Origin of the sequence: Flavivirga eckloniae, assembly GCF_002886045.1 — a bacterium.
GTDB lineage: Bacteria > Bacteroidota > Bacteroidia > Flavobacteriales > Flavobacteriaceae > Flavivirga > Flavivirga eckloniae.
In genome coordinates, this window is record NZ_CP025791.1 from 4,257,366 (window position 1) to 4,280,944 (window position 23,579).

Consider the following 23,579-nt stretch of genomic DNA (forward strand, 5'->3'; position numbering starts at 1 on the left):
GCCTAAGAAGTGTCATTCAAAACGTAGAGAACCTGCCTGCCGAAGGCAGGGAATCTCATAAGAATTAAATGGTTTATTAATATCTTGAGATTTTTCAACTGCTCACTCAAAATAACAATTTGAGAACTTTTTAGACGGCCTCTTTTTTATCTAATTTTTTAAATGTGGAATTATAAATTACCCTATTGAAACTTAAAATTATAGGTTAATGAAAACAAAGGGCTGTTAAAAGCTGAAATACTGAATGCTCCTAATGGGCTATCTAAAAATACAGAAGCATTTTCTGTACTGCTGTTACGTTGCACATAAAAAATATTAAATGGGTTTTTACGAGCATATAAATTATAAACTGTGAATGTCCAGTCGTTTAGCCACCGTTTATTTTTTTTGTATTTGTTAAAATTTATGTTCCAGGAAAAATCTAATCTATGATAAAGTGGCAGACGGGCATTATTACGTTCTAAAAATATTGGGATTTCCACTTCATCTATTTTAACAATATTGCTGGCTATACTGTAAGGCCTTCCAGATTGCATGGTAAAATTGAAACTAAAAGTGTGGTGTTTGGTACCTTCAAAATTAATAGTACTATTAAACACATGTGGCCTATCAAAATCTGAAGGGTACCATTCATTACGATTTATTCTATCGCCTAACGTTTCATTGTTGGATCGTAACAGGCTTTTAGACCATGTATAATTGAACCATCCGTTTACTTTTCCGTTAGGCTTTTTCAAACTGAATTCGATACCATAAGATTTTCCTTGGCCTTGAATAACATCACGTTCTAAGAATTCTTCAAGAAAAAAGTCGGCTCCGGGTTTATAGGCAAGAACATTATTTGTTTTTCTATAATAGCCCTCCATGCTCATTTCTATGTTGTTATTGTTAAGGTTTTTGTATAGACCTAAACCATAGGTGTCTCCTGTTTGGGGTTTAATATTTCGATCTGCTGTTTTCCATCTGGAGGTTGGTAACGGTGTGGTACTGTTATAAACATTTTGGAGGTATTGCGTTAGTTTAGCATAACTAGCTTTTACAGAGGTGCTTTTGTTTATTTTATATGATAATCCTACTCTGGGTTCAATATTATTGTAGGATTTAACTTTTTTCCCTTTTTCAAAGAACTCTGTTTCAATAATGTTGCCCAATTCATCATATTTTGCCAGATTATAGGGACCTACAAACAGCGAATAATTGTATCGCAATCCTGTTGATATTGATAAGGCGTTATTAGGTTTCCAGTTCGTATTAATGTACCCAGACAGCTCATAATTGGTTTCGGGAAGTAATGAAACAGGTCTTATATTGGTAGCACTTCCGGGGTCTAAACTACCAGGTTCTACTTTATAACGATTTGCTTGTATACCTGCGTAATAGTCAAAGTTGTTTGTGACTTTTTTGGAAAGCTCCGAGATGAGACTTAAATAGTTAATTCTGGACTGGTATACAATTTCATTATCACTTTCAAATTCAGGGAAAATAATTTTTGGCGTATATCTGCTACTAACTAATACTGTTTTTAGGTTTGTGTTTTCATTGAATGTATGAATCCAATTAAGCGTTCCGTTTATAATTCCAAAATCGTACTGGTTGTTTTCTGCGTTAACGTTTTCAACTTTTGAAACGAGATCTAATTGATAGAAATCTTTACTAAAAAAACCGGTAAAAGAAATCTGGTCTTTTTCGGTAGGAAGGTATAGTAGTTTTAAGGTGGCATCTCCGAATTTTGCCTTTGTGTTTTTAAGCCTTTTAGAAACTATGGGCAGTAAAAAATCTGAAAGACCGACTCTGGCTCCAGCCATAACCATGAGTTTGTCTTTTACAATAGGTGTTTCTACCAGCAGTCTGCTGGAAACAAGGCCTAGTCCTCCACTTAATTTAAATGTATTGGTAAAAGGTTGTTTCGATTTTATATCGATTACAGAGGCTACCCTGCCACCGTATCTTGAAGGAATATTGGCCCTGTATAAGTTTACAGAAGAAATAGCATCTGGTGTAAAAACAGAGAATAATCCAAAAAGATGGGTGGGATTAAAAACCGGCGCATAGTCGTAAAGTATTAAGTTTTGATCCAGAGAGCCTCCTCTTACCGAAAGTCCGTTACTAATATCTCCTGCATTGCTTACACCTGCTAATAATGTCATGCCCTTTAGCACATCAATTTCCCCCAGAGCTGTTGGTAATTTTTTTAAGTCTTTTGAATCCAGTTTTAGAGCACCCATTTGCGGTGACTCTATATTTTCGTTTGCCCTTTTTGCTAAGACGACTATTTGTGATAGCTTTTCTTTGTCTTCAGAAAGAACTATTTCAAAAGAACTATCCTTATTTAATATAACTTGTTCACTATGCTCTTTATATCCTATGTGCGAGAATTTAACAGAATACGTGTTACTTGGTAGTGTTATAGAAAATATACCTTTATTATTGGTTATGCCCCCACAGTTACATGGCGTAATTGAAATTTGTGTGTTTTCAATAGGGGTTCTGGTATTTTTATCTAAAACTTTATAAGTTAAGTTATACTTGGGGTTTTGTCCGTTAGCCGTTGAAAAGAACAACAAGCAAAATAAAAAAACGGGATATACTATTTTCATAATTACTGTTTAAAGCTTATTACTCTTGCCATCCTTCGGGCATAAAGGCCGTTCGAAATCTGTTTTCTGTACAAGGTGCACTTTTAACAGGTTCGCAGGTCATATCTTCACACTCTTGTGGGGTACAAGTAGATATTAGGCATGTTTCCCGAAATACTTCACGGGGCAAAGGTTCTATTTGACTTTCGGTTATATTTGAGCGGTCAATAAATAAACGTTTTGTTGTTGTAGAAGCAGCTGTAAAACGGCCTAAAACAATTTCATTTTTGTCATCCGGGTTGAATACATTACCAATTAAGGCAGCGGGAGGCGGTGCATTAATGCCACTGCTATTATCTAAGATATCTTTTAGAACTTTAAAGTATTTGTATGCAGCCTCAGATAAGGAATATTGCTGGATTTCTACCAGAATATTGCCTTTTTTGTAATAAGGAATATCGGCCACTTCTAGTGCATTTATAACCTCTCCATTAGTGAATTCATCAGAAAAGATTTTAATGTTTTCGTTAAACCGTATTTTCCAACAGTCCGTTTCACAACGATAGTGAACTATTAGCCCTTGTGCTTTGCCAATGGTGTGATCGCATATTCCGTTTCTAAAAATAGAATTTTCACATTTTTCACAATCCGCTAATTTTTCAAAAGTACGATACCTCCAGTGGTAAAAATTTTTTTCATCGGCTGGATCGTGAACATCAACAGATATAAAATGCCCCGGTACAAAATCGTTAGCACTTTCTCTAAAAAGTAGTTCAGGGTCGTAGTTTGCTTTTATATCTGTGAAATTAACCGGTTGGATAATATTTTCGGGTAGCGATTGGTAATGCCGCCCGTCTGCCAACGTAATTAGAAGTTCCCAGGAGTCTCCTACAGCAGCATTAAAATTGTCTGGAGGTAAATAGATTTCGTTTTGTTCGAAAAGTTGTACCGTGGTATTCGTTTCTGTATTTCTAAACCGAACATTTGCACCTGGAAGAAACTCGTTTAGAAACTTGTTGAATTTATAACCAGATTCAGAAATTATCACAAAAGATTCCCCCTGGGCAGTAGATGCATAGGCGTCAATATATATCATCCCTTCTTCGAATTTGAATTTTGGGGACTCTGGCTCTACACAACAAACAAGAAATACAAATAAGAAATAATAATACGTTTTTTTCATAATTAGGTTCTTTAATTCAATACTCCTAATGGTGCGTTAGAAGTTGTAAATCGATTTCTGTGCATAATGTTAATTCTATAAATGGGTGTTGAAAAGGAGAGAATAATCCTGTAGCGTTTTCGGTAATGTTTTGCCAGGCAGCAAAAATATGTTTGGTAGTTTTAGAAGGAGAAGTAAATCTGCTCTGTGCAAGTTTATCTCTATTTTTTGGGGTCATCTGAAAAGGAAAGTTGTAAAAAACCAATACACTTATCTTCTCAAAAATAGAATACGCATCGTAAATATTTTTCACTGTGATTAATGATTTAATTCTTATTTGAAAAATGCTCTAAACTTTTGATTTTAAGTTAGATAAAATTTCGAATAAGGTTACGTTGCAATTTAGTATGTGTTTCTTTGAGAAATAAGAAAGTTGTTGTTTTTCAGTATGTTACAATGGTCGTTGTTGACCATTTGAGATGTTTTTTGTTCAATTTGTTGTATAATTCTCTCTTTTTTTAAGCTGTTTAGCTAAGCTTGTGTAGTTTATTACTTACTTGATTTTATTAGCTACAAGATATTTTATGATAAAACCAGTGAGAAAATTATTAAAATTGATTGTAAATGTAATTAGTTGTTTATTCTAAATATAGGATATTGCATATGTGCCTTTTCGTAATGACTACTTTGTTTGTAAATCCAATCTAATTGCATATACCAGTCTTTGTTAAACTTGTCCGATTCTTTTTTACGCTGGTTAAACGCTTCTTTTAATTTGGGGTTGTTATTCAATATTTCCAAAGCCTTATCTTCCCAAACATATGGTGAAAACCCTTCTTTTTGTTGTAAAATAGTGTCAAAGAAATTCCAATTAAAAAAAGAGTCTGGTGCTTGTGGTTCTAAGGTTTCAAGTATATATCTAAATGCATTTTGGGGTGTGTAAATAATAAAATCTCCAGATTCAAAGTTTACTTCCTTTTCTGTTTTAGTTATTGCAGTGTTGTAATGTAGGTAATGGCCTTCGTAAGGTGTTTGTCTTGTTTCGTAACCGCTAATTTTATAGGATTCTACTTTTATAACTGAATCTCTTTTTAGTTGATGCATTTCTACCTGATTCAGTTTTAATAAATCAATTACATTATACCAGCTTTGTGGTATGATATAGGCTTTTGGTATCTTGACTTCTACTTTAGGTTTAAAATAGTTTTGATAGTTAACTTTTTTGGTGAATGGTTTGTTTCTATCGTATTTTAAACGTTGGGATCCGGTTACATTACTACCAATAAAATGGCCTTCGAAACCTTTAAAGTTTAAAGTCGAGGTTTTTGTCGTGTCTATTTCCCAGTCGAGCGTATAAGTTTTAGCCTCGCTAAGATGTTTTTTTTCTGAATCTATTTGTTTTTGTTTTATGGTTGCATGATCTTCTTCTGTGATTTCAATCATACTTTTCATAAGTTCGTAAGTACCTTCAACACGTTGTTTATAAGGTTTTAACATATGGGTTTCTACCATCATGCCAAGTGTGTTGAACAAGGTTGTATAGCCTGTTGAATATCTTGGGGAATCCATAAATTGAGAAAATCCTTTTTCAGGAATGTTGTTAAAAACATTTACGTACGGCGTAATGTCCCAATTTTTAGAAGCCAGTTTTTGTTCGAGCTTAGGCATCATATCATTATGAAGATAATTTCCTAAAGCTCCTCCTAGTTTGTTGTGTTGTGTAAATAAATGGGTAAGTGTGTATTGATAATCTGCGCCGTTACTTACATGGTTGTCAATAAAAACATCCGGTTTAACCAAGTGAAAAATTTGGGTAAAGGTTTTAGCGTTTTTTGTGTCGCATTTAATAAAGTCGCGATTTAAATCATAGTTTCTTGCATTCCCTCTAAAACCGTAGCTTTTTGGTCCATTTTGATTTGTACGCGAGGTTGAATTTCTGTTTAAACTACCGCCAATGTTATAAATGGGTATGGTTACTAATACGGTTTCTTTAGGTGCTTTAATTTTACCTTGAACAATATCCCTAAAAAGCATCATGGTAGCATCGATGCCATCACTTTCTCCGGGGTGAATACCATTGTTTATTAGTAAAATGTTTTTTTTGTTTTCACGTATTTTAGGAAAATCAAAAATTCCGTTTGGATTAAGGGTCACTATATGCAAGGGCATACCAGAATCTGTATCTCCAATAGTTTGAATAGAAACCTCTGAATAAACTTCAGCCAAATGTGTGTAAAATTCAATAGTTTGCTGGTACGTTGCTGTTTCTAAACCTTTCGATTTTTCGAAGTGTGTTTCAAAATTATAGTCTGGTTTTTTATGCGAATTTGTACAAGAAAAAAATAAAATAAGTATTATAAGGGATAGTCTCATTTTTACAATAGATCTAGAATTATTCTGTAGGAATGTTTTTTAAAAACTTTAAAATTAGAAAAAATTAATTAACTTCGACTTGTAAGTAATGTTACTTATTTTTATTGAAATGTCGTCTTTTTTGACTTTCAGTGATTTAACAGACCTCTCAAAAAGAATTGTATGAAAAGTTGTAAGTTATCATTTGCCACTATTTTTGCTGTGCAGAATAATTTAGCAGAATTAATAGTAAATGAAGGTATTGAAATCGATGAAATTAAGGTTGATGAACTTCACGATGCATTGTTGAACAGTTTTGAAACCCCTATCTCATTATTAATCAACAAGAGACATTCTTTTAGTTATACTTTTCAAGCCCAAATAAAAATTACCCAATTAAAAGAACTTAAAGCTATAGCCATTGTTATTGGTACTAATGGTGCGTTAATGTCTACCCAAACTTTAATGAGTGTTAACAAAAATGTTTTTGATGACATTGAATTGTTTCAAGAAAGGGAAGAAGCTTTAACATGGTTGGGGGAGAGTAACTAGCTGGTATTCAAAATTCTACTCAATCGTTTTCGTGCCGTTACATGTCAAAATAAAGATTACATGTTGCTCGTCAATATTTTAAATGTAAATTTGCACCTTCAAAAAAATAGACCATGACAGAATTTATTAGAAAGCGTACGGCAAATGCTAAAAACGATATATTAAGTGGATTAACAGTAGCGTTGGCATTGGTGCCAGAAGCTGTTGCCTTTGCTTTTGTGGCGGGTGTAGATCCTTTAGTGGGACTTTATGCTGCTTTTATGATTGGTATAATTACGGCTATTTTTGGTGGACGGCCCGGGATGATTAGTGGTGCAACTGGTGCTTTAGCAGTTGTTATGGTAAGTTTGGTTGCCGAAGGAAATGCTTTTGGGGCTGAAGGGGAGAACCTAGGTCTTTATTATTTGTTTGCTACGGTTATTTTAATGGGAATTATACAAATGCTTGCGGGTGTTTTTAAACTTGGAAAGTTTGTAAGGTTGATTCCGCATCCAGTTATGATGGGCTTTGTAAATGGACTGGCCATCGTGATTTTTTTAGCACAGTTAAAAATGTTTAAGGATGCCAATGGCGACTGGTTTACCGGTTCTCAAATGTGGATTATGTTAGGTCTTGTATTGTTAACTATGGGGATTATGTTTTTTCTACCTAAGTTGACTAAAAAATTACCAGAAGCCTTGATTGCTATCCTAGTAGTGTCTGCTATAGCAATTTTTGGTGATTTAGATGTGGCCTCAGTTAAGTCTTTTATTATAGATGGAAGTGGAGGGGAGTCTCAAGGCTTAAAAGGTGGTTTGCCACAATTTCAAACAGATATATTTAGTAAAGTGCCTTTTAATTGGCAAACTATAAGGTTTATTGGTCCTTACGCTTTAATATTGGCTGCGATTGGTTTAATAGAGTCTTTAATGACATTGAATCTTGTTGATGAATTAACCGATACTAGAGGAAATGCCAACAGAGAATGTATGGCGCAAGGGGGTGCTAACATTATTACCGGATTTTTTGGAGGTATGGGAGGTTGTGCCATGATCGGGCAATCGCTTATTAATATTAAAGGTGGCGGACGTGGCAGGTTATCTGGTATTGTAGCTGCTATGGCTTTATTGATTTTTGTGTTATTCGCCTCTGGACTTATTGAGCAAATACCAATAGCTGCGTTAGTTGGAGTTATGTTTATGGTTGTTATCGGTACATTTGCTTGGAGTAGTTTTAGGATCTTAAATAAAATTCCGGTTACAGATGTTATTGTTTTAATTGCTGTATCGGCATTAACTGTAATTTATGATTTAGCTGTTGCCGTTATTGCTGGTGTAATAATAAGTGCTCTAGTATTTTCTTGGGAAAATGCGAAGCGTATTAGAGCACGTAAGCGTATGCGCGAAGATGGTACTAAGGTATACGAAATTTGGGGTCCATTATTTTTCGGTTCTATAATAGCGTTTAATGAAAAGTTTGATGCAAAAAATGATCCGCAACACATTGAAGTAGACTTTGTAGAGTCTCGTATTAGCGATCATTCTGCTATAGAAGCTATTTTTAATTTAGTTAATAAATATGAAGCTGAAGGGAAATCTATTAAACTGAAGCACTTAAGTGAAGATTGTAAAATTTTATTATACAAATCCAGTCCGAAGTTTAGAGAGGTTATTGTTGAGGATATTGACGACCCTCGTTACCATTTAGCTGAAAACCCTGAGGCATTTACCAAAGGGCTTGCTGAGTATAAGCTTTAGGTTTGTTTAAAGTTTAAAGTTTAAAGTTCAAAGTTCTGAGTTTCGAAATCCTGAACCCGAAACTCGGAATTCGAAACTACCTCATAGGTCTTTTTAGCTGTTCTTTTACGCGTTCAAAGGATTTTTTGCTGGAACGTTCCCATACATAAATCTTATATTTTTTGTTTTTGTTGGCTTCACGTTTTGCTTCTTTTTCGCGTTTGTTTTTTACCCAGTTAAACCTTTTATTAATAATAGTAGTTCCCAACTCGTCTGTACAGCCAATCATTTCGAGTGCATTCAAGGCTGCAATGGAAACGTTGTGAACATTGTCGTTTATGGCCCTAAAAAGGATTGGGATTGAGGAAGAATAACCTATTTCTCCAAGCGCTTCAGCTGCTAATTTTCTGGTTTTGTAATTGCCATGCTCTAACACATACTCTAATTTTTCAGCTTGTTTTGCTTTTGTCCATTTATGAATGTCCTGGGCAGAAGGCTGAATGAGTTTTAGTTTAATGAGTATGTATTTAATATTTTGTAGCATGAACTGTTTAAAGTAATTGTTTACTTATTAGTATAGAATAAGTGAAAATTGTTACTTGTTAGCAGTTGCTCAGGATTACTGTAAGTTTCTTGATTGACCGTTTAGGAATTTCCAGCCGTCCTCACGTTTAATCAATGTTCCGGATTCAATGAGTTTAAACGTTAAAGGATCGTGGTTGGTGACAGTTTGAACGCATTTTACAACCCCCGAATAGTTTGCTATATTTTTTGTTAGTGGGTATATTTTAATATTTTCCCAAGAGAACTCAATAAAGTTGACTTTTTTTGAATTATCTATTAGAATCTTTTTTACGGTATCGTAATCCAATGTTTCTTTATACCCAGGAGGTACCCAAAAAAAGTCTGAAGAATCATCTAGATATTTAAACTCGCTTGTTAAACCGTTTTTTTTAATATCGTTATGAAAGTTTTCAAACATTTGTTTGATTTCAAGTTTTATGGCTTCTTTGCCATCATGACTTAAAGCCTTTTGGCCGTAAGTGTTAAAAATTACTATAAAAAGTAAACTAGTTGTCCAGGTTAGTTTCATTTTATCTTTACGCTTTTAGGTACAAGTTTAGTATAATCGCCTTTGTTTCTTATAACATCTCTTACTATAGATGATGCAATGTATGATGTATCTGCCGATGTTAAAAGAAAAACAGTTTCAATAGGAGCTAAGTCACGGTTAGTATGAGCAATAGCTTTTTCAAATTCAAAATCTGCCGGATTTCGGAGCCCTCGTAAAATAAATTTCACTCCAATTTGTTTGCAAAAGTCTACCGTTAATCCTTTATAAGCAACAACCTTTATTTTAGGTTCGTCTGCAAAGGCTTCTTCAATAAATTGAATACGTTCATCTAGAGAGAACATATATTTTTTGTCGGCATTTACGCCTATAGCCACAATAATTTCATCAAAAAGAGTAACCCCCCGTTTAATAATATCGTAATGCCCCAGAGTAAGAGGATCAAAAGATCCCGGGAATATGGCTCGTTTCATGTTTTTAAAGTTACAAATTTTATTTAATCTGAATGCATGTACTAATTTTAATTTACTCTATAGTAAATATTTAGTTTACTTCAACGCTTCATTAATAGCATTGTCAAATAATTCAACTAACGAAATACCAGCTGCGGCCGCTTGTTGAGGCAAAATACTTTCTTTGGTTAACCCCGGTATAGTATTCATTTCCAATAAGTGGGGCTCACCATCCTTAAAAATATACTCGGTACGGGAGAAACCTTTCATTTTTAAAATCTCATAGACCTTTTTGGCAAGAATGGTTACCTTGTCTTCTTGCTCTTTGCTTAATCGGGCAGGCGTTATTTCTTGCGATTTCCCTAAATATTTGGCTTCGTAATCAAAAAAGTCATTCTCGCTTACAATTTCTGTAATAGGCAATACTTTGGTTTCCCTTTTATAGGTAATCACCCCAACAGAAACTTCTGTGCCATCTAAAAACGCTTCAATAATAATTTCGTCATCCTCTTTAAAAGCAACATCTATTGCCTTTTGTAAATCTTCTTTTTTGTGCACTTTACTAACGCCAAAACTACTACCAGCCTTATTCGCTTTTACAAAGCAGGGTAAGCCTACCTTGTTAATAATAGCATCTTCATTAATTGGGTCGCCCAGATTTAGATAAAAAGATTCAGCTGTTTTAATGTTATAAGGTTTTAAAACGCTAAGGCAGTCACGTTTATTAAAAGTTAAGGCAGCCTGATACATACCGCAACTGGTATGCGGCATATTAAGCAGATCAAAATACCCCTGCATAAAACCATCTTCTCCGGGAGAACCATGAATAGCATTAAATACACAGTCGAAAGTAATAACACGATGGGCTACTTGAACAGAGAAATTATCCTTATTAACAGGGAATTCGTCATTATTATCATCTACATAAACCCATTTGTCTTTAAAAATGTGAATACGGTATGCGTTATATTTTGTGTTATCTAATGTTTCGTAAACAACATTGCCACTTTTCAAGGAGATTTCATATTCACTTGAAAAACCACCCATAATTATGGCTATATTCTTTTTTGTGTGCATATTTCTTTTATTCCCGCGAAGCCGGAAATTCTTTTTTATTTTAATTTATATCAGTCCAAAAATGTATCATAAAACGTATCTATTTGAAAGCAGGTACCTATTTAAGTATAAATAAACTCATGTTTACTTAAGTGTAAACTTTGTTTACTTTGAAGTGATACTTTTATGCAAAATCATACGTTTTGTGCTTAAAATAACATCGGTTATCAAACAGCATTTTATTCCTTTAATTGGTATAGGCTAAAATATCATATATATTGCAAAAGAAAAAACAGTTGTGTTTTATATATTTGCCTTAATGAAAAAATTATAAATGAACCTAATTAAATTTCTTACCAGTAAAACATTTTTAAAACAAATTGTGTTAGCCCTAGTCGCTGTAGTTGTCTTGTGTTTTATCATGCTTAAATGGCTAAAGGTTTCTACAAATCATGGCGATTTTGAAACGGTTCCAGATTTAACAGGTAAATCCATAAGTGTTGCAGATATTGAATTAAAGCAGAATAATTTGGTACTCCAAATTCAGGATTCTGCGAATTATAATCCGAAATATCCTAAGTTTTCCGTTATAGAACAAGAACCACCAGCAGGAACCAAGGTTAAGGAAAACAGAAAGATATATTTAACGCTTAACCGATCTGGGTACAGAAAAATAGCTGTTCCAGATTTAAGGGAACAAACTTTTAGGCAAGCTAAACCTATGTTAGAAGCTTTAGGGTTTCAGATTGGTAAAATAACTTACGAAAATAATATAGGTAAAGATCTTGTGCTTAAGATGCGTCATAAAGGAAAATCTATTAAAAAAGGCGATAAGCTTGCAAAAACTTCGAAAATAGATTTGGTTTTAGGGAATGGAAAAAGACCTTAAGGTCCAGACCATTTTGCTTATTTATACTTAGTTTTGCCATATGGACGATTATACACCGCAATTACCTGATGAAGATAGTCTTTATGAGCATCATGCCTTTATTGTTGATAAGGGGCAGGCACCTTTACGCATAGATAAATATTTAATGAATTTTGTTGAAAATGCTACTAGAAACAAAATTCAGGCAGCAGCAAAAAACGGAAGTATTTTTGTTAATAACCAAGCTGTAAAATCCAGTTATAAGGTAAAGCCATTAGATAGTATTCGTGTTTTATTTACGCATCCGCCTCATGAAAACTTATTGGTTGGGGAGGATATCCCTATTGATGTGATTTATGAAGATGATGAACTACTGGTTGTAAATAAACCTGCTGGTATGGTGGTGCATCCGGGGCATGGTAATTATTCGGGTACATTAATAAATGCTTTGATTTACCGTTTTGATAATTTACCTAATAATTCTAGTGAACGTCCAGGACTAGTACATAGAATCGATAAGGATACCAGCGGACTTTTAGTGGTTGCTAAAACCGAAAAGGCAATGGCAGATTTATCGTTACAGTTTGCTGAAAAAACAAGTGAACGGGAGTATGTGGCTATTGTTTGGGGGCATATTGAAGCAGACGAAGGTACTGTAGAGGGCAATATTGGCCGTCACCCTAAAAACAGGTTGCAAAACACCGTTTTTTTAGATGATGAAGCCGATAAAGGAAAACCGGCTGTAACCCATTATAAGGTTCTGGAACGATTGGGTTATGTTACATTGGTGTCTTGCAAGCTAGAAACGGGACGTACGCACCAGATACGTGTGCATATGAAGCATATTGGACATACCTTGTTTAATGATGAACGTTATGGTGGTGAAAGAATATTAAAAGGAACTACTTTTACTAAATACAAGCAATTTGTAGAGAATTGTTTTAAGGTACTACCAAGACAGGCATTACATGCCAAAACATTAGGTTTTAAGCATCCAAAAACGGGTGAGTTTATGCGATTCGATACACCTATTCCAGATGATATGCAGCAGTGTATTGAAAAATGGAAAGCTTATACTAAGAATCAGGAGTTGGATTAACTGGGGTTTGTCGTTTAGAAATTAGATACAAAATTATCTAGTGTATAAAATAACGTTATTGAGTGTCATTCAGAAGCCTGCCTGTCGGCAGACAGAGTGGCACGACTGAAGAATCTCTTTAACTTAAAAGATTCCCCGCCTATGGCAGCTGCGGTGTACCCACAAATATAGCTGCATATCAAATAATAATTTTACAAAGAAAGATAGACACTAATTTCACGAATTATCACAAATGGTTCTAAATATAAATTATTTACAAATAAGTAATTCGGGTTTGTTTATTAATAAATTATAGTGCAGAAATATAATAGAATTAAATCGAGTTTGGGTTGTAAAAACAGACTGAAAGTCTGATTCGTGATTATGAATAGTATAGAGAGCTATCCATCATATTGAGGTTTTATTCGTGTAAATCTGTGTAATTCGTGGCTTGATTAAAAAGATGAGGGTACACCATAGCTATGGCTGGCAGGTTCACTTGCTTCGACTACGCTCCTTTAGCACGAGCCGCTCTGAATGACAAATAGGTTAGTTTACTCAATTATCCGCTTTTTTAAATCCATTCTTTCGTGAAGAATCCTTGTAATTTCAACATGATCTTTATCAATGATTCTGTAAAAAATAATATGGCGATAGGCTTTTATTCCTAGTAGATTTTTGGCTATGCCTTCGTACTCTTTTCCTAAACTAGGAGTATTGGCAATTTCCTGACAATTAGAAATTAGCATTTTATAGTATTCGTCGGCTTGCTTTTCCGACCACATTTCGAAAGAGTACTCCCATATTTTTGATAAATCCTCAACAGCTTTATGTGTGAGTTTGTATTTAGCCATTCAAATGTTTTTTTGCTTTTAGAGATTCGAGATGTTTTTCGGGGTCAAAATCATCAGCAATTCCGCTATCAATACCTTCATGAATAGCCTTTTTTAATGCAATAATTTTACTTTCTTCTTCCTCTAAAAGCCTTAATCCAGCTCTTATAACTTCACTTACATTTTTAAATCGTCCTTCGTTTATCCTACTTTGAATAAATTGGTCAAAGTAATTCCCAAGAGATACAGATGTGTTTTTCCCCATTTTGTTTTAGTTTATTCAAATATACCAAAAATTGGTAAAAACGCAAATTTTAGAACAGAGCATATGGTTTATAGGTGTCATAATTAACACGTTATCAGCGTTTTGTAAGAAATGTCGTTATGCAATTTTGATTGATTCAAAATAGCAGTCTATCAATGACTTAATCTCTTATTTCAACAATAGCTTCAATTTCACAGGCAAGGTTAAAGGGTAATGAACCCATTCCAACTGCGGAACGCGCGTGTTTACCTCTTTCTCCAAATACTTCTACCATTAAATCGGTATAGCCATTAATAACTTTAGGATGATCTGTAAATGTAGGATCGCAATTAACCATGCCCAATACCTTTACAACTTTTACAATTTTGTTTAAATCTCCGATGTGCTCTTTTAAAATGGATAAATGATTTATAGCGGTTAATCTTGCAGCATCATAGCCCTGTTCGGTGGTTAAATCGGTACCTACTTTCCCAACGGTTCGCTCACCATTTGGAGTAATAGGACCGTTGCCTGATAAAAAGATGAGGTTGTTAGTGCGTACAGCTCTTTCAATTTTTATTCCAAGTGGAAGTTTTGGGACGTTTAACTCAATTCCCATTTCAGATATTTTTTGTTCTATGTCGTAATCGTAAAGTGGGGTGTCGTTTTTTACTTCTTTAGCTTTTGAGGTACAGCTCGATAATATGATAAAAAATAAAAAGTATAAGTAAGGTTTCATGATCTTGATTTTTTGAATAAGTTAAACTTTTTTTGGCAAAATCAAGTAACTAATTTATAAAAGTACCTTCTTATTTTAAAGCATATTTATAGGGAAAGGTGAAGTTTTCTGTTATATATTGTTTAATGGTTTGTTATTAGGATAAATACAGCTTATTTGAAGATAAGTTTTATCATTTTGAAATACTAAGATGATAATGGTTTCTGTATTATATTTGAGATATGAAAATAAAAGAGATTACCCTTTTTACTACTAATATTAAAAAACAAAAGCAGTTTTACCGTGACGTTTTGGGCTTTGAATTGGTTCTAGATTCCGATGAAATGGTTACGTTTAAAGCAGGGGTAAGTCTATTGTCTTTTAAGTATAACAAAGGAACTGTTAATACTTCGCATTTTGCGTTTAATATACCATCAAATCAAGAACAGGATGCATTGTTGTGGTTGCAAAAGCGTGTGCAAATATTGCATGAGGATGATAATCTCATATCGGATTTTGTAAGTTGGAATGCCAAGGCTATTTATTTTTACGATGCCGATAATAATATTGTAGAGTTTATAGCGAGAAAAAATTTAGATATTAATCTTGATACACCGTTTTCTTCAAAAAGTATTTTATCAATAAGCGAAATAGGTATTGTTACCACAGAAATAGAAGCCGTTTACAAGTCGATAAACAGCATAAAGAATATTCCTGTTTTTGATGGCAATTTTGAGCGTTTTTGTGCTTTGGGAAATGATGAAGGCTTATTTATTTTAATAAACAGAACCGTAAAAAAATGGTATCCTACCCAAGAGGAAGCTTTTATTTCAGGTTTTATAATTAAGGGCGACTATAACTTTAGTTATGAAAATGGAGAAATAAAAGAATTATCGTAATTTAGTTAACTTAAAAAAATAGCTTTAATGAAATTAGTACTGTCACCTGCAAAGTCCCTAGATTTTGAAAGTCAATTACCAACCACAAAAGCCTCCGAGGCTCAGTTTTTAAAACAATCGGAGCGTTTAAACAAGTTACTTAAAAAGAAATCTGCAAAAAGTTTATCGAAACTTATGAGTATTTCTGACGCTTTGGGGCAGTTAAACTATCAACGTAATCAAGACTGGCACTTACCTTTTACAGCAGATAATGCCAGGCCGGCAATTTATTCGTTTAGTGGTGATGTATATAGGGGTTTTGATGCTTATAATATTCCGGAAGAGAAAATAGATACGTTGCAAAATACGGTTCGCATTATTTCGGGTTTATACGGATTGTTAAAACCTACGGACTTAATTCAGCCGTATCGTTTAGAGATGGGAACAAAATTTCCGGTAGGAAAAAATAAAAACCTCTATGAGTTTTGGAAAAAGGAAATAACCAAAGCCTTAAATGAAGAATTGGAAGATGGCGAATTGTTTTTAAACCTTGCCAGTAACGAATATTTTAAGGCAATAGATACTAAAACGTTAAAAGTTCCGGTAATTACAGCGAATTTTAAAGACTTTAAAAACGGCGAATATAAAACCATTATGACTTTTGCTAAACTGGCACGAGGTTATATGGCCCGTTATGTTATCGACACGAATGCTAATACACTAGACCATATAAAAGGTTTTAATTATGAGGGGTATAATTTTAGTGAACCCATGTCTACAGAAACCGAATTAGTTTTTATTAGATAATATAGTTTTGTTATTCCTGCAACATGTGCTGAACTTATATCGGTAAGGCGGGAATCCACTTTTAAAAATTAAGTCCAAATGTACTTCTACTTAATAATTGCTCTTCAAGCTTACTGTTTATATCATCTTTACAAAAATAGAAACCCTTATTACTGGGCGTTTTTAATATTTTTTATTCCGCTTGTTGGATGTATTATTTATTTAATCACCCAAGTTTATAATAAAAGAGATGCTGAGAAAATTACTGCCGAAATTACGCATATTATAAATCCAACTAAAAAGGTTAAGGATTTAGAAAAGCAGCTTCAATTCTCGGAATCGTATCAAAACAGGGTTGATCTAGCCGATGCTTATTTAGAAATAAAAGATTATAACAATGCCATTCCTCATTATTTGGAAGCTTTAGAAGATAGCTCGCAAAATGATTTTTATGTGACTAAGCAGCTTATTGAAGCCTATTTCAATATAGAGGATTGTGACAGTGTTATTTTGTATGTTGAAAAAATAAAGGGGCATCCAGAGTTTAAAAAATCCAGGGCTCAGTTTTTATATGGACTTGCTTTAGAGCGAGTAGGTCGATTAGAGGAAGCCGAAGATAATTTAAAACAAATAGATATACGATATTCTTTTTACGAAGAGCGTTTAATTTACGCTAAGTTTTTATTGAGTAGGGATAAAAAAGATGAAGCCAAGGACGTGTTGGAAGATGTTTACAACGAATCTCAACATATGACGAAGCCTAATAAACGGATTTATAGAGGAACTATATCGGAGGTTGAGAAGCTATTGGCTGATTTTTAATTATTGAAAGAGATACCTATATTTAAATAGAAAGGACTAAAGTAAATTTATATTTCAACAATCTATTAAATGAATATAAAAACGGGTTGTGCTTTATAAAGTACAACCCGTTTTTTAGATGTTTCTTATCTATTCTTTTATAAGTTTTCTGGTTATAGTAGAACCATTGTTATGCTTTATAACTACCATGTAGGTACCTGTTTTTAACGTAGAAACGTCTATTGTTAATTTCTTAGTTTCAAACTTCTCTTCCAAGATTAATTCTCCAGATATAGAGAAAATCGAAACGATTCCAGTATCTTGACTCGCTAGTCCTTGTATGTGTAATTCACGAGTCATTGGATTCGGAAATAATATAAATTCCGATTTTGTTTCTTCTAAGCTTGGCAAGTTTACCTTTTTCTTATATGCTGAAGCTTTTGAGGCTATAAGGGTAATAGTAATATAGTCGGTATAACTACTTACACCATTCTCATTTTTACTTCTAATTCTAACATATTGCGTACTGCCTGAAGGTAGGTCGTATAAATAGTAATAATAACTATTTGTGTTACCATGATTCTCCCATCTATCCTTGCTTTCGTTCCACAGTTGAATATCATATGATGTTGCATCATCCACAGTTGTCCAATGAATTCCAAAATACGTCGAATTTACATTGTAAGAATCCAAGTCTGTAGGTTCTGAAGGGGGACCAGAATTGGTGTTGTCGAGTTTAACGGTAATATGATTTGTCCAGCTACTTGAGCCGTCGGCATTGGTTGCGCGAACTCTTGTATATTCTGTGCCATTGGCTGTCAAGCCTGAAAATGAAAACGAATTCTTGCTTGTACTGCCCTTATCGACCCATGTATCTCCTTCTTCATCCCAAAGCTGTACATCGTAAGACGTTGCATCTGATACTTTAGACCAGGTGATTTCGAAAGAGGTCTCCTTAATGTTTTTTGGCTTTAAGCTAGTGGGCGTGGCTGGGCCTTGACCTACATCAACCAAGCCATCAGTGACTTTACGTATGTGACTTCTGCAGACTAAACAAAAATTGGCCGACAGGTAACGCATTTTACAATTTTGATGTGGTCTGTAGTAATTACTTCCAGGGCTTTCATAACGGTAAATCCCTACTTGTTCTCTACCTATAAATTTACGCCATCTGTTGGTAGATGAGTTGCCATCTGCTGTCTGGTTTGCTTTTTCTTGAGCTCTATACCAGTATTCGTCTGCTAAATCGGCATAGCTATGCCCTAATTCATGTACACAAAGGTCTGGTGCCGAACTATGCGTTGAAAGTGCAGCATAATGACCACCCGATCCACCGTATCGGGAATCGTTAACGATAACTATTCCTTGATCGGATTGTGGGAATGAATTATTGATTACGCTAGAAATTCTTCCACTTCTTGTTGCTACCAAAAGTCTTTGAATACCACCGTAATTAAAAGTACTACCGAAATAATTATCGATTAGGTAGTTAGGTGAATCAGCTGCTCCTTCTGCATTAGATGGTACTTTAATCGCAATAACATTAAAACTGTTTTTAAGAGATTTGAAAGGCTCTATTTTAAACATCTCCCTTGTTGTGGCGGTAACATCCGAAATGTATTTGTTCATTTGACTGGGACGGTAACCATCACCAACGAATACGATGTTTATTTTTGAAGAAGGACTACCATTCTGCATGATGTAAACATGAGGAAAGGTTTGTGCATTGACTACTTGAAATCCAATCAATATTGGAAGTATAAATAAAATAATGTGTAGAAATTGTTTTTTCATATGCTTAAAAATTTGGGGGTTACAATTGAAAATGTGAAATATTATTGATTGATTTTGAAGAGCTTGGTTACAGCAGGATTACCTGCCGGGTTAGTCTTCTCCATTAAAATAAATTTCATGTCGGAAGAATATCTTGCACGCACTGTTAATGTTGCCTTTTCGAGCTGCATTTCAACATGCTCCAGTTTGGCATCATCTCCTTCACCGCTCAGGTATTCATGCTCGGCAATCAATGGATCATCAATTAGTGTATTTTTAATTAGTTCATGATCTGCGTTTAGAAAGGATAGCATCCATTTTCCAGGAATGTGTTTAGGTACTGGTTCGATGTCTTTTTTTAAAAACCCATCTGCAACGCTGATTTCATAAAGCGTTAAAGAGTCTTTATCTTTAATGGAAGACTTATGCACGTTCATGATAATCGAAATAATCATGTTTTCAGTGCTTTTTTGCTCCTCATTTTCTGTATTAGTACTGGGGTTCAATTTAGTAGACAGGCAAGAGAAACTTGTTGAAAGTATAAACGCTAAAAACAAAAGTTTTAGCGGTTTAAATAAATGGCTGGTCATATTCAGATTGATTTGGGGGTTATTTTTTAGAGGCTAAAATAGTAAGTAGGGCAGAAGAAACGGTAAGCTTTTAGGGTTGCCCTGAACCAAAATATTGCATTTTGTTTTTTTCATTTTAAAGACCAAATTTTTTGTTTGGTGTTGTTTGTAAATGGTGTAACTTTCCGTAAACAACCGAAAATCAAACGTAAAAGACTGTAGTCTCCTTAAATGAGTTTTTTATTGAAATAAAATTGTAACCTCTCTAAATACCAACATAAAGTCGATTTTAATATCCATCGGCACCAAAAAAACTTTTATTAAGTTTTACTGTCTTTTTGCCAAGGTTAATTAATGCGGGCATTCAAAAAGTTCCCTTGAAGATTTTTGTGTTATTCTTATAAGCAAACATCTTTAAGATGCTTATTTCGCTTATAGATACAAATGTAATTTTATTCTTAAAAAGATGTCCTAAAAATTATAAGGATTTTATGGTTTTTAATAACTAATATGGGTGCGGAATTAATAAGTATTTAATAATGTTTTAGTTAAGTGTTTTGGGTGAAAATCGACGAATGACATGGTTATTATACTTTAACTAAATGCCTGAAAAACGCCCAATATAATTTACTTTGAATTTTAAGTTTTTTCAAGATAAATAAGAACGAAAACCCGGAACATATAAATGTTTATGGGCTATCATAATTAAATACAAAATATGAAGTTGAGGTGTGGCGCGGAATTATTAAATTTGGATTAGAATAATAATTAAAAAGATTCCCATCTTCGGGGGAATAACCATGTTTAAACACAAGCATCCTTACAAACCATTCATACAAAGCGATACTAAAAAGTTAATCGTTGGAACGTTACCGCCACCAAGATTTTCAACAGGGGAACTTTTAGAAAAGGATGTCGATTTTTGTTATGGAAGTTATTATAATTCGCTCTGGCTATTTATTGATAAAATTCACAATTTGAATTTGCGTTTCGATAACTCACAGGAAGCTGTGGAGCAGCGCAAACAGTTTTTAATAGCACACAAAATTGGGGTTTGCGACATTGTTGAAAGTGCCGAACGCGAAAAGATTGATGCTTCAGATTTAGGAATGAAAAACATAAAACTACGGGATGTTATTGGCTATTTAAAACAGTATCCAAGTATAGATACGTTGTTGTTTACAGGAGGGAATAGTAAAAACGGGCCAGAATATTTTTTTAGAAAACATATTAAGGATTATAATATAAAGCTAGCATTGGTTTCGAACGAAATCCCTAGAATTCATGAGTTTGTTATTCCGAATACTCACCTGTCAGACAGACAAAAAACGCAGGAATCTGTTCAATCGAAACGTATCATTAAAACTGTGTCTTTAACCTCAGGATCGGGTGCTGCTAATATTTCAATAAGTAGAATTCCTTTATATAAGCAATTAAAAGCTAAAAACCCCAAATTCAATACGTTTGATTTTAGGGTGATGCAGTATCGTGAGTTTTTTTAAGAGCTCTATCTAACTTCTAATGTCATTCCGAACGCAGTGAGGAATCTCATAATTAATAGAGTCTTATATAATCCCCCACTGCGTTCTAAATAACATTTAAACCTTAATCTTGTTTAAACCCCAGCATATCATCAATAGTATTAGCAGTTACTGAATGATAATTTGATCTTGCTTTGTTATAAATAGCCAAGGCGGCATCTGTTTTATTATTTCGTTTAAAAGCTTTGTATAAGGTAGAAACATACCAACGTCTGCCAACCCTAATTAAAAAATCTTCAATTTTAGTATCTACATCATTTCCGTGATAATCATGATTAATGGCTTGTTCATACCAAACCATAGCAATGTATGAATTGTTTGAGTTGGTTAAATTGAAAGCCTCATCAATCATGGCTAAATGTTCTGTTTTAATATCCTCAGGGAAATTTCTAACAAAGTGAACCCATTCCTGAACCGTCCAATCTTTAGTAAGCGTTTTATCTACTTTATTGGTTTTTACAAATTGCTGAATTGTTTTTTCAACGGTTTCGAATTTATCGGATGCAATAATGGCCTGGTTATCTGGAATGCCTGAGTTATAAATCCATTCGTTAGTATTAAACGTTATGTTATGCTTTTCTAATAAGTTTTCATTTAAATAAGTAACGAATTCTTCAGTACTGATTGTTGAAAAGGCATGTTTTTTAAAATAGTTCTTTAGAAATACATCAAATTTTTCACGACCAGCAGTTTCTTCTAAGGTTCTTAAAAAAAGATAACCTTTATCGTATGCAATACTGTTCATGCCGTCATCGGGGTTACGATCTTTTAAATTTAGCTTTAGTTTGGTATCGTCTGGTGTATCTTTAAAGCCTTCTATTTCCTCTTCTAAATCCTGTCTTCCAATGTGTGCTAACATATTAGCTCTGTCTTTGCCATAAAGCGCTTCCATAATACGCATTTCAAAATATACCGTGAAGCCTTCGTTAAGCCAAAAGTCATTCCACGTAGCGTTGGTTACTAGGTTTCCAGACCAAGAGTGTGCTAATTCATGAGCAATAAGTGATGTTAAACTTTTATCGCCTGCAATTACAGTTGGTGTGGCAAAGGTTAACCGCGGATTCTCCATGCCTCCAAAAGGAAAGCTTGGTGGTAACACAATCACGTCGAATTGATCCCATGCGTATGTCCCGTATAATGCTTCGGCAGAAGCCACCATGTTTTCCATATCCGAAAACTCATAATGCGCTTTTTCTACCATAGATTTTTCAGCATAAATCCCTGTTCGATCACTAATGGCTTTGTATTCAATGTCTCCAACGGCTAGAGCAATTAGGTAAGGAGAAATCGGTTGCTCCATTTTAAAGGTATATAGGCCATCTTGTGTTTTGGTTTTTGGATTTTCGGCACTCATTACTGCCATTAATTGAGAGGGTACTTGTACTTTGGCGTTATACGTAATTCTAACTTGAGGACTATCTTGAATGGGAATCCAGGTTCGTGTTAAAATAGCTTGTCCTTGTGTAAACAAAAAAGGGTGCTTTTTATCTGCGGTTTGCTGAGGTTTTAACCATTGTAAAGCTTCTGTTTTATGTGTGGTTTTGTAAAAAACAGTAATTTGTTTGGTGTCATCGTTAATATCAATCTTTAAAGGATTTCCTAGTTGTTCATCAAAATCACCTAAAGAAAATGTTGTGTCTTTGCCATCTGCCTGCACATTTTCAATGGTTAAGAATTTAGAATCAAGAATGATTTGTGATGCCTTGTTGTTTTTAATTAAATAAGAGGCTTTACCGTTTATAATTTCATTTTCAAAATCTACATTAATATCTAAATCGAGGTGGGTAATAATAGCTTCGTTAGGTTTGGAAAAAGAATGAGGTTCTTCAATATAACTTGGTATAGATTGGGCTTGTTTATTTGAACAACTTGAAGCAATAAGGATTATGCACCCTAGTAGTAACGTGATTTTTTTCATATGATGTTTTAGTGTTTTGTATAGAAAACGAAGGTAGTTGTTTTTTCTTTTAAAATTTAGAATTAAAAGATTGTGGAGAAAATTAGATGTACATTTATACCCTTAACTAAAGAGAATACTTGATTTTAAATTGTTGTCTATATACAGAATGTTATGCAGAAAGTTTTAAGGGATAAAATTATTGAGGTTTGCAATAAAAAGATAAAAGAAAAAGGAGATAATGTAGGCGTGTCTTTCTATGCTTTTTTTGCTAATAAAAATGATAACCCAGAGTTGCTTATGGAAGCAGCAACTTGGTGGATTATGGAGCATAAGCTGGATCATTTTGAAAAGGCTGTAAAAGTTAAGAGCTTAGTGGAATAAATTTATGGAATCTCAACCTAATAACCCATTACATGGCATAAAATTGGAACAGATCATTAACGATTTGGTAGCTCATTATGGCTGGGAGTATATGGGATATACCGTTAATATTAAATGCTTTACTAGTAATCCTTCGGTGAAATCGAGTTTGAAGTTTTTACGTCGTACACCTTGGGCTAGAACAAAAGTTGAGGCTATGTATTTGCAAATGTTGCAAAATAGAAAAAACAAAGAATGATTTTTTCATATTAGTTTAATGGTTTAGTAATGGT

The 23,579-nt window shown here is 33.9% G+C and carries 24 protein-coding genes; 10 read left to right on the top strand and 14 right to left on the bottom strand.

Features of this window, described 5'->3' with window-relative positions; translation table 11 throughout:
* Positions 1 to 182: 182 nt before the first annotated feature.
* The 4 genes from C1H87_RS17670 to C1H87_RS17685 all read right to left on the bottom strand — a co-directional run bounded on the left by C1H87_RS17670 (position 183) and on the right by C1H87_RS17685 (position 6,111).
* A complete protein-coding gene (locus C1H87_RS17670) occupies positions 183 to 2,597 on the bottom strand; it encodes a TonB-dependent receptor (protein WP_102757087.1) in 2,415 nt (804 codons plus the stop codon).
* 19 nt (positions 2,598 to 2,616) lie between these two features.
* Positions 2,617 to 3,759 (bottom strand): DUF4249 domain-containing protein, encoded by a 1,143-nt coding sequence (locus tag C1H87_RS17675; protein WP_102757088.1) that lies wholly within the window; start codon positions 3,757 to 3,759, stop codon positions 2,617 to 2,619.
* Positions 3,760 to 3,784: 25 nt separating this feature from the next.
* Positions 3,785 to 4,051, bottom strand: a complete 267-nt coding sequence (locus C1H87_RS17680; protein ID WP_102757089.1) for a hypothetical protein — start codon at positions 4,049 to 4,051, stop codon at positions 3,785 to 3,787.
* A 317-nt stretch (positions 4,052 to 4,368) separates the two neighbouring features.
* Positions 4,369 to 6,111 carry a M14 family metallopeptidase gene (locus C1H87_RS17685; protein ID WP_102757090.1) on the bottom strand — a complete coding sequence of 581 codons (1,743 nt, stop codon included), beginning with the start codon at positions 6,109 to 6,111 and terminating at the stop codon, positions 4,369 to 4,371.
* 162 nt (positions 6,112 to 6,273) lie between these two features.
* Between C1H87_RS17685 and C1H87_RS17690 the strand changes: the two genes are divergently transcribed.
* Positions 6,274 to 6,642 (top strand): hypothetical protein, encoded by a 369-nt coding sequence (locus C1H87_RS17690; protein ID WP_102757091.1) that lies wholly within the window; start codon positions 6,274 to 6,276, stop codon positions 6,640 to 6,642.
* 113 nt (positions 6,643 to 6,755) lie between these two features.
* Entirely contained in the window at positions 6,756 to 8,378 is a 1,623-nt protein-coding gene (locus C1H87_RS17695; protein ID WP_102757092.1) for a SulP family inorganic anion transporter, read from the top strand.
* A 76-nt stretch (positions 8,379 to 8,454) separates the two neighbouring features.
* On the opposite strand, the gene C1H87_RS17700 is transcribed toward C1H87_RS17695, so the two are convergent.
* From C1H87_RS17700 to C1H87_RS17715, 4 genes are all read right to left on the bottom strand, one after another.
* A complete protein-coding gene (locus C1H87_RS17700) occupies positions 8,455 to 8,901 on the bottom strand; it encodes a HEAT repeat domain-containing protein (protein ID WP_102757093.1) in 447 nt (148 codons plus the stop codon).
* A 75-nt stretch (positions 8,902 to 8,976) separates the two neighbouring features.
* Positions 8,977 to 9,450 carry a hypothetical protein gene (locus C1H87_RS17705; RefSeq protein ID WP_102757094.1) on the bottom strand — a complete coding sequence of 158 codons (474 nt, stop codon included), beginning with the start codon at positions 9,448 to 9,450 and terminating at the stop codon, positions 8,977 to 8,979.
* The gene (gene coaD / locus C1H87_RS17710) at positions 9,447 to 9,902 is read right to left on the bottom strand and encodes a pantetheine-phosphate adenylyltransferase (protein WP_102757095.1); all 456 of its coding nucleotides are present in this window, start codon (positions 9,900 to 9,902) and stop codon (positions 9,447 to 9,449) included. Before coaD ends, C1H87_RS17705 begins: the two co-directional genes overlap by 4 nt.
* 75 nt (positions 9,903 to 9,977) lie before the next feature.
* Complete coding sequence (locus tag C1H87_RS17715; protein ID WP_102757096.1) at positions 9,978 to 10,958, bottom strand: D-alanine--D-alanine ligase; 981 nt, start codon at positions 10,956 to 10,958, stop codon at positions 9,978 to 9,980.
* Between the two features lie 313 nt (positions 10,959 to 11,271).
* Between C1H87_RS17715 and C1H87_RS17720 the strand changes: the two genes are divergently transcribed.
* Together C1H87_RS17720 and C1H87_RS17725 are read left to right on the top strand one after the other, a co-directional pair.
* Positions 11,272 to 11,826: a PASTA domain-containing protein gene (locus tag C1H87_RS17720; protein WP_102757097.1), complete on the top strand. Its 555-nt coding sequence runs from the start codon at positions 11,272 to 11,274 to the stop codon at positions 11,824 to 11,826.
* A 40-nt stretch (positions 11,827 to 11,866) separates the two neighbouring features.
* Positions 11,867 to 12,904 (top strand): RluA family pseudouridine synthase, encoded by a 1,038-nt coding sequence (locus C1H87_RS17725; RefSeq protein ID WP_102757098.1) that lies wholly within the window; start codon positions 11,867 to 11,869, stop codon positions 12,902 to 12,904.
* Positions 12,905 to 13,437: 533 nt separating this feature from the next.
* Here C1H87_RS17725 and C1H87_RS17730 read toward each other — a convergent pair.
* The 3 genes from C1H87_RS17730 to C1H87_RS17740 all read right to left on the bottom strand — a co-directional run bounded on the left by C1H87_RS17730 (position 13,438) and on the right by C1H87_RS17740 (position 14,699).
* Complete coding sequence (locus C1H87_RS17730) at positions 13,438 to 13,737, bottom strand: type II toxin-antitoxin system RelE/ParE family toxin (RefSeq protein WP_102757099.1); 300 nt, start codon at positions 13,735 to 13,737, stop codon at positions 13,438 to 13,440.
* Positions 13,730 to 13,981, bottom strand: coding sequence for a type II toxin-antitoxin system ParD family antitoxin (locus C1H87_RS17735; protein ID WP_102757100.1), 252 nt, complete (start codon positions 13,979 to 13,981; stop codon positions 13,730 to 13,732). The genes C1H87_RS17730 and C1H87_RS17735 overlap by 8 nt, the downstream gene beginning before the upstream one ends.
* A 160-nt stretch (positions 13,982 to 14,141) precedes the next feature.
* Positions 14,142 to 14,699 carry a RidA family protein gene (locus C1H87_RS17740; protein ID WP_102757101.1) on the bottom strand — a complete coding sequence of 186 codons (558 nt, stop codon included), beginning with the start codon at positions 14,697 to 14,699 and terminating at the stop codon, positions 14,142 to 14,144.
* 221 nt (positions 14,700 to 14,920) lie between these two features.
* On the opposite strand from C1H87_RS17740, the gene C1H87_RS17745 reads away from it, so the two are divergent.
* The 3 genes from C1H87_RS17745 (at position 14,921) to C1H87_RS17755 (ending at position 17,164) form a co-directional block, all read left to right on the top strand.
* Positions 14,921 to 15,577: a VOC family protein gene (locus tag C1H87_RS17745; protein WP_102757102.1), complete on the top strand. Its 657-nt coding sequence runs from the start codon at positions 14,921 to 14,923 to the stop codon at positions 15,575 to 15,577.
* A gap of 27 nt (positions 15,578 to 15,604) precedes the next feature.
* Entirely contained in the window at positions 15,605 to 16,363 is a 759-nt protein-coding gene (yaaA, locus tag C1H87_RS17750; protein ID WP_102757103.1) for a peroxide stress protein YaaA, read from the top strand.
* A 78-nt stretch (positions 16,364 to 16,441) separates the two neighbouring features.
* Entirely contained in the window at positions 16,442 to 17,164 is a 723-nt protein-coding gene (locus tag C1H87_RS17755) for a hypothetical protein (protein WP_102757104.1), read from the top strand.
* 129 nt (positions 17,165 to 17,293) lie between these two features.
* Here the strand turns inward: C1H87_RS17755 and C1H87_RS17760 are convergent, their stop codons facing one another.
* Together C1H87_RS17760 and C1H87_RS17765 are read right to left on the bottom strand one after the other, a co-directional pair.
* Positions 17,294 to 18,937, bottom strand: coding sequence for a M64 family metallopeptidase (locus tag C1H87_RS17760; protein WP_102757105.1), 1,644 nt, complete (start codon positions 18,935 to 18,937; stop codon positions 17,294 to 17,296).
* Positions 18,938 to 18,978: 41 nt separating this feature from the next.
* The gene (locus tag C1H87_RS17765) at positions 18,979 to 19,506 is read right to left on the bottom strand and encodes a hypothetical protein (RefSeq protein ID WP_102757106.1); all 528 of its coding nucleotides are present in this window, start codon (positions 19,504 to 19,506) and stop codon (positions 18,979 to 18,981) included.
* A gap of 779 nt (positions 19,507 to 20,285) precedes the next feature.
* On the opposite strand from C1H87_RS17765, the gene C1H87_RS17770 reads away from it, so the two are divergent.
* Positions 20,286 to 20,987, top strand: a complete 702-nt coding sequence (locus C1H87_RS17770; protein WP_102757107.1) for a uracil-DNA glycosylase family protein — start codon at positions 20,286 to 20,288, stop codon at positions 20,985 to 20,987.
* Positions 20,988 to 21,090: 103 nt separating this feature from the next.
* Here the strand turns inward: C1H87_RS17770 and C1H87_RS17775 are convergent, their stop codons facing one another.
* On the bottom strand, positions 21,091 to 22,944 hold the full coding sequence (locus tag C1H87_RS17775) for a M1 family metallopeptidase (RefSeq protein ID WP_102757108.1): 1,854 nt from the start codon (positions 22,942 to 22,944) through the stop codon (positions 21,091 to 21,093).
* 153 nt (positions 22,945 to 23,097) lie between these two features.
* On the opposite strand from C1H87_RS17775, the gene C1H87_RS17780 reads away from it, so the two are divergent.
* Both C1H87_RS17780 and C1H87_RS17785 read left to right on the top strand, forming a co-directional pair.
* Positions 23,098 to 23,307 carry a DUF6500 family protein gene (locus C1H87_RS17780; protein WP_102757109.1) on the top strand — a complete coding sequence of 70 codons (210 nt, stop codon included), beginning with the start codon at positions 23,098 to 23,100 and terminating at the stop codon, positions 23,305 to 23,307.
* A gap of 4 nt (positions 23,308 to 23,311) precedes the next feature.
* The gene (locus C1H87_RS17785; protein WP_102757110.1) at positions 23,312 to 23,545 is read left to right on the top strand and encodes a VF530 family protein; all 234 of its coding nucleotides are present in this window, start codon (positions 23,312 to 23,314) and stop codon (positions 23,543 to 23,545) included.
* Positions 23,546 to 23,579: the final 34 nt, after the last annotated feature.

Coding starts and splice junctions, on each gene's coding strand:
- C1H87_RS17670 (WP_102757087.1), bottom strand. CDS start 2,597: ATGAAAATAGTATATCCCGTTTTTTTATTTTGCTTGTTGTTCTTTTCA.
- C1H87_RS17675 (WP_102757088.1), bottom strand. CDS start 3,759: ATGAAAAAAACGTATTATTATTTCTTATTTGTATTTCTTGTTTGTTGT.
- C1H87_RS17685 (WP_102757090.1), bottom strand. CDS start 6,111: ATGAGACTATCCCTTATAATACTTATTTTATTTTTTTCTTGTACAAAT.
- C1H87_RS17690 (WP_102757091.1), top strand. CDS start 6,274: ATGAAAAGTTGTAAGTTATCATTTGCCACTATTTTTGCTGTGCAGAAT.
- C1H87_RS17695 (WP_102757092.1), top strand. CDS start 6,756: ATGACAGAATTTATTAGAAAGCGTACGGCAAATGCTAAAAACGATATA.
- C1H87_RS17700 (WP_102757093.1), bottom strand. CDS start 8,901: ATGCTACAAAATATTAAATACATACTCATTAAACTAAAACTCATTCAG.
- C1H87_RS17705 (WP_102757094.1), bottom strand. CDS start 9,450: ATGAAACTAACCTGGACAACTAGTTTACTTTTTATAGTAATTTTTAAC.
- coaD (WP_102757095.1), bottom strand. CDS start 9,902: ATGAAACGAGCCATATTCCCGGGATCTTTTGATCCTCTTACTCTGGGG.
- C1H87_RS17715 (WP_102757096.1), bottom strand. CDS start 10,958: ATGCACACAAAAAAGAATATAGCCATAATTATGGGTGGTTTTTCAAGT.
- C1H87_RS17720 (WP_102757097.1), top strand. CDS start 11,272: ATGAACCTAATTAAATTTCTTACCAGTAAAACATTTTTAAAACAAATT.
- C1H87_RS17725 (WP_102757098.1), top strand. CDS start 11,867: ATGGACGATTATACACCGCAATTACCTGATGAAGATAGTCTTTATGAG.
- C1H87_RS17730 (WP_102757099.1), bottom strand. CDS start 13,737: ATGGCTAAATACAAACTCACACATAAAGCTGTTGAGGATTTATCAAAA.
- C1H87_RS17735 (WP_102757100.1), bottom strand. CDS start 13,981: ATGGGGAAAAACACATCTGTATCTCTTGGGAATTACTTTGACCAATTT.
- C1H87_RS17740 (WP_102757101.1), bottom strand. CDS start 14,699: ATGAAACCTTACTTATACTTTTTATTTTTTATCATATTATCGAGCTGT.
- C1H87_RS17745 (WP_102757102.1), top strand. CDS start 14,921: ATGAAAATAAAAGAGATTACCCTTTTTACTACTAATATTAAAAAACAA.
- yaaA (WP_102757103.1), top strand. CDS start 15,605: ATGAAATTAGTACTGTCACCTGCAAAGTCCCTAGATTTTGAAAGTCAA.
- C1H87_RS17755 (WP_102757104.1), top strand. CDS start 16,442: ATGTACTTCTACTTAATAATTGCTCTTCAAGCTTACTGTTTATATCAT.
- C1H87_RS17760 (WP_102757105.1), bottom strand. CDS start 18,937: ATGAAAAAACAATTTCTACACATTATTTTATTTATACTTCCAATATTG.
- C1H87_RS17765 (WP_102757106.1), bottom strand. CDS start 19,506: ATGACCAGCCATTTATTTAAACCGCTAAAACTTTTGTTTTTAGCGTTT.
- C1H87_RS17770 (WP_102757107.1), top strand. CDS start 20,286: ATGTTTAAACACAAGCATCCTTACAAACCATTCATACAAAGCGATACT.
- C1H87_RS17775 (WP_102757108.1), bottom strand. CDS start 22,944: ATGAAAAAAATCACGTTACTACTAGGGTGCATAATCCTTATTGCTTCA.
- C1H87_RS17780 (WP_102757109.1), top strand. CDS start 23,098: ATGCAGAAAGTTTTAAGGGATAAAATTATTGAGGTTTGCAATAAAAAG.
- C1H87_RS17785 (WP_102757110.1), top strand. CDS start 23,312: ATGGAATCTCAACCTAATAACCCATTACATGGCATAAAATTGGAACAG.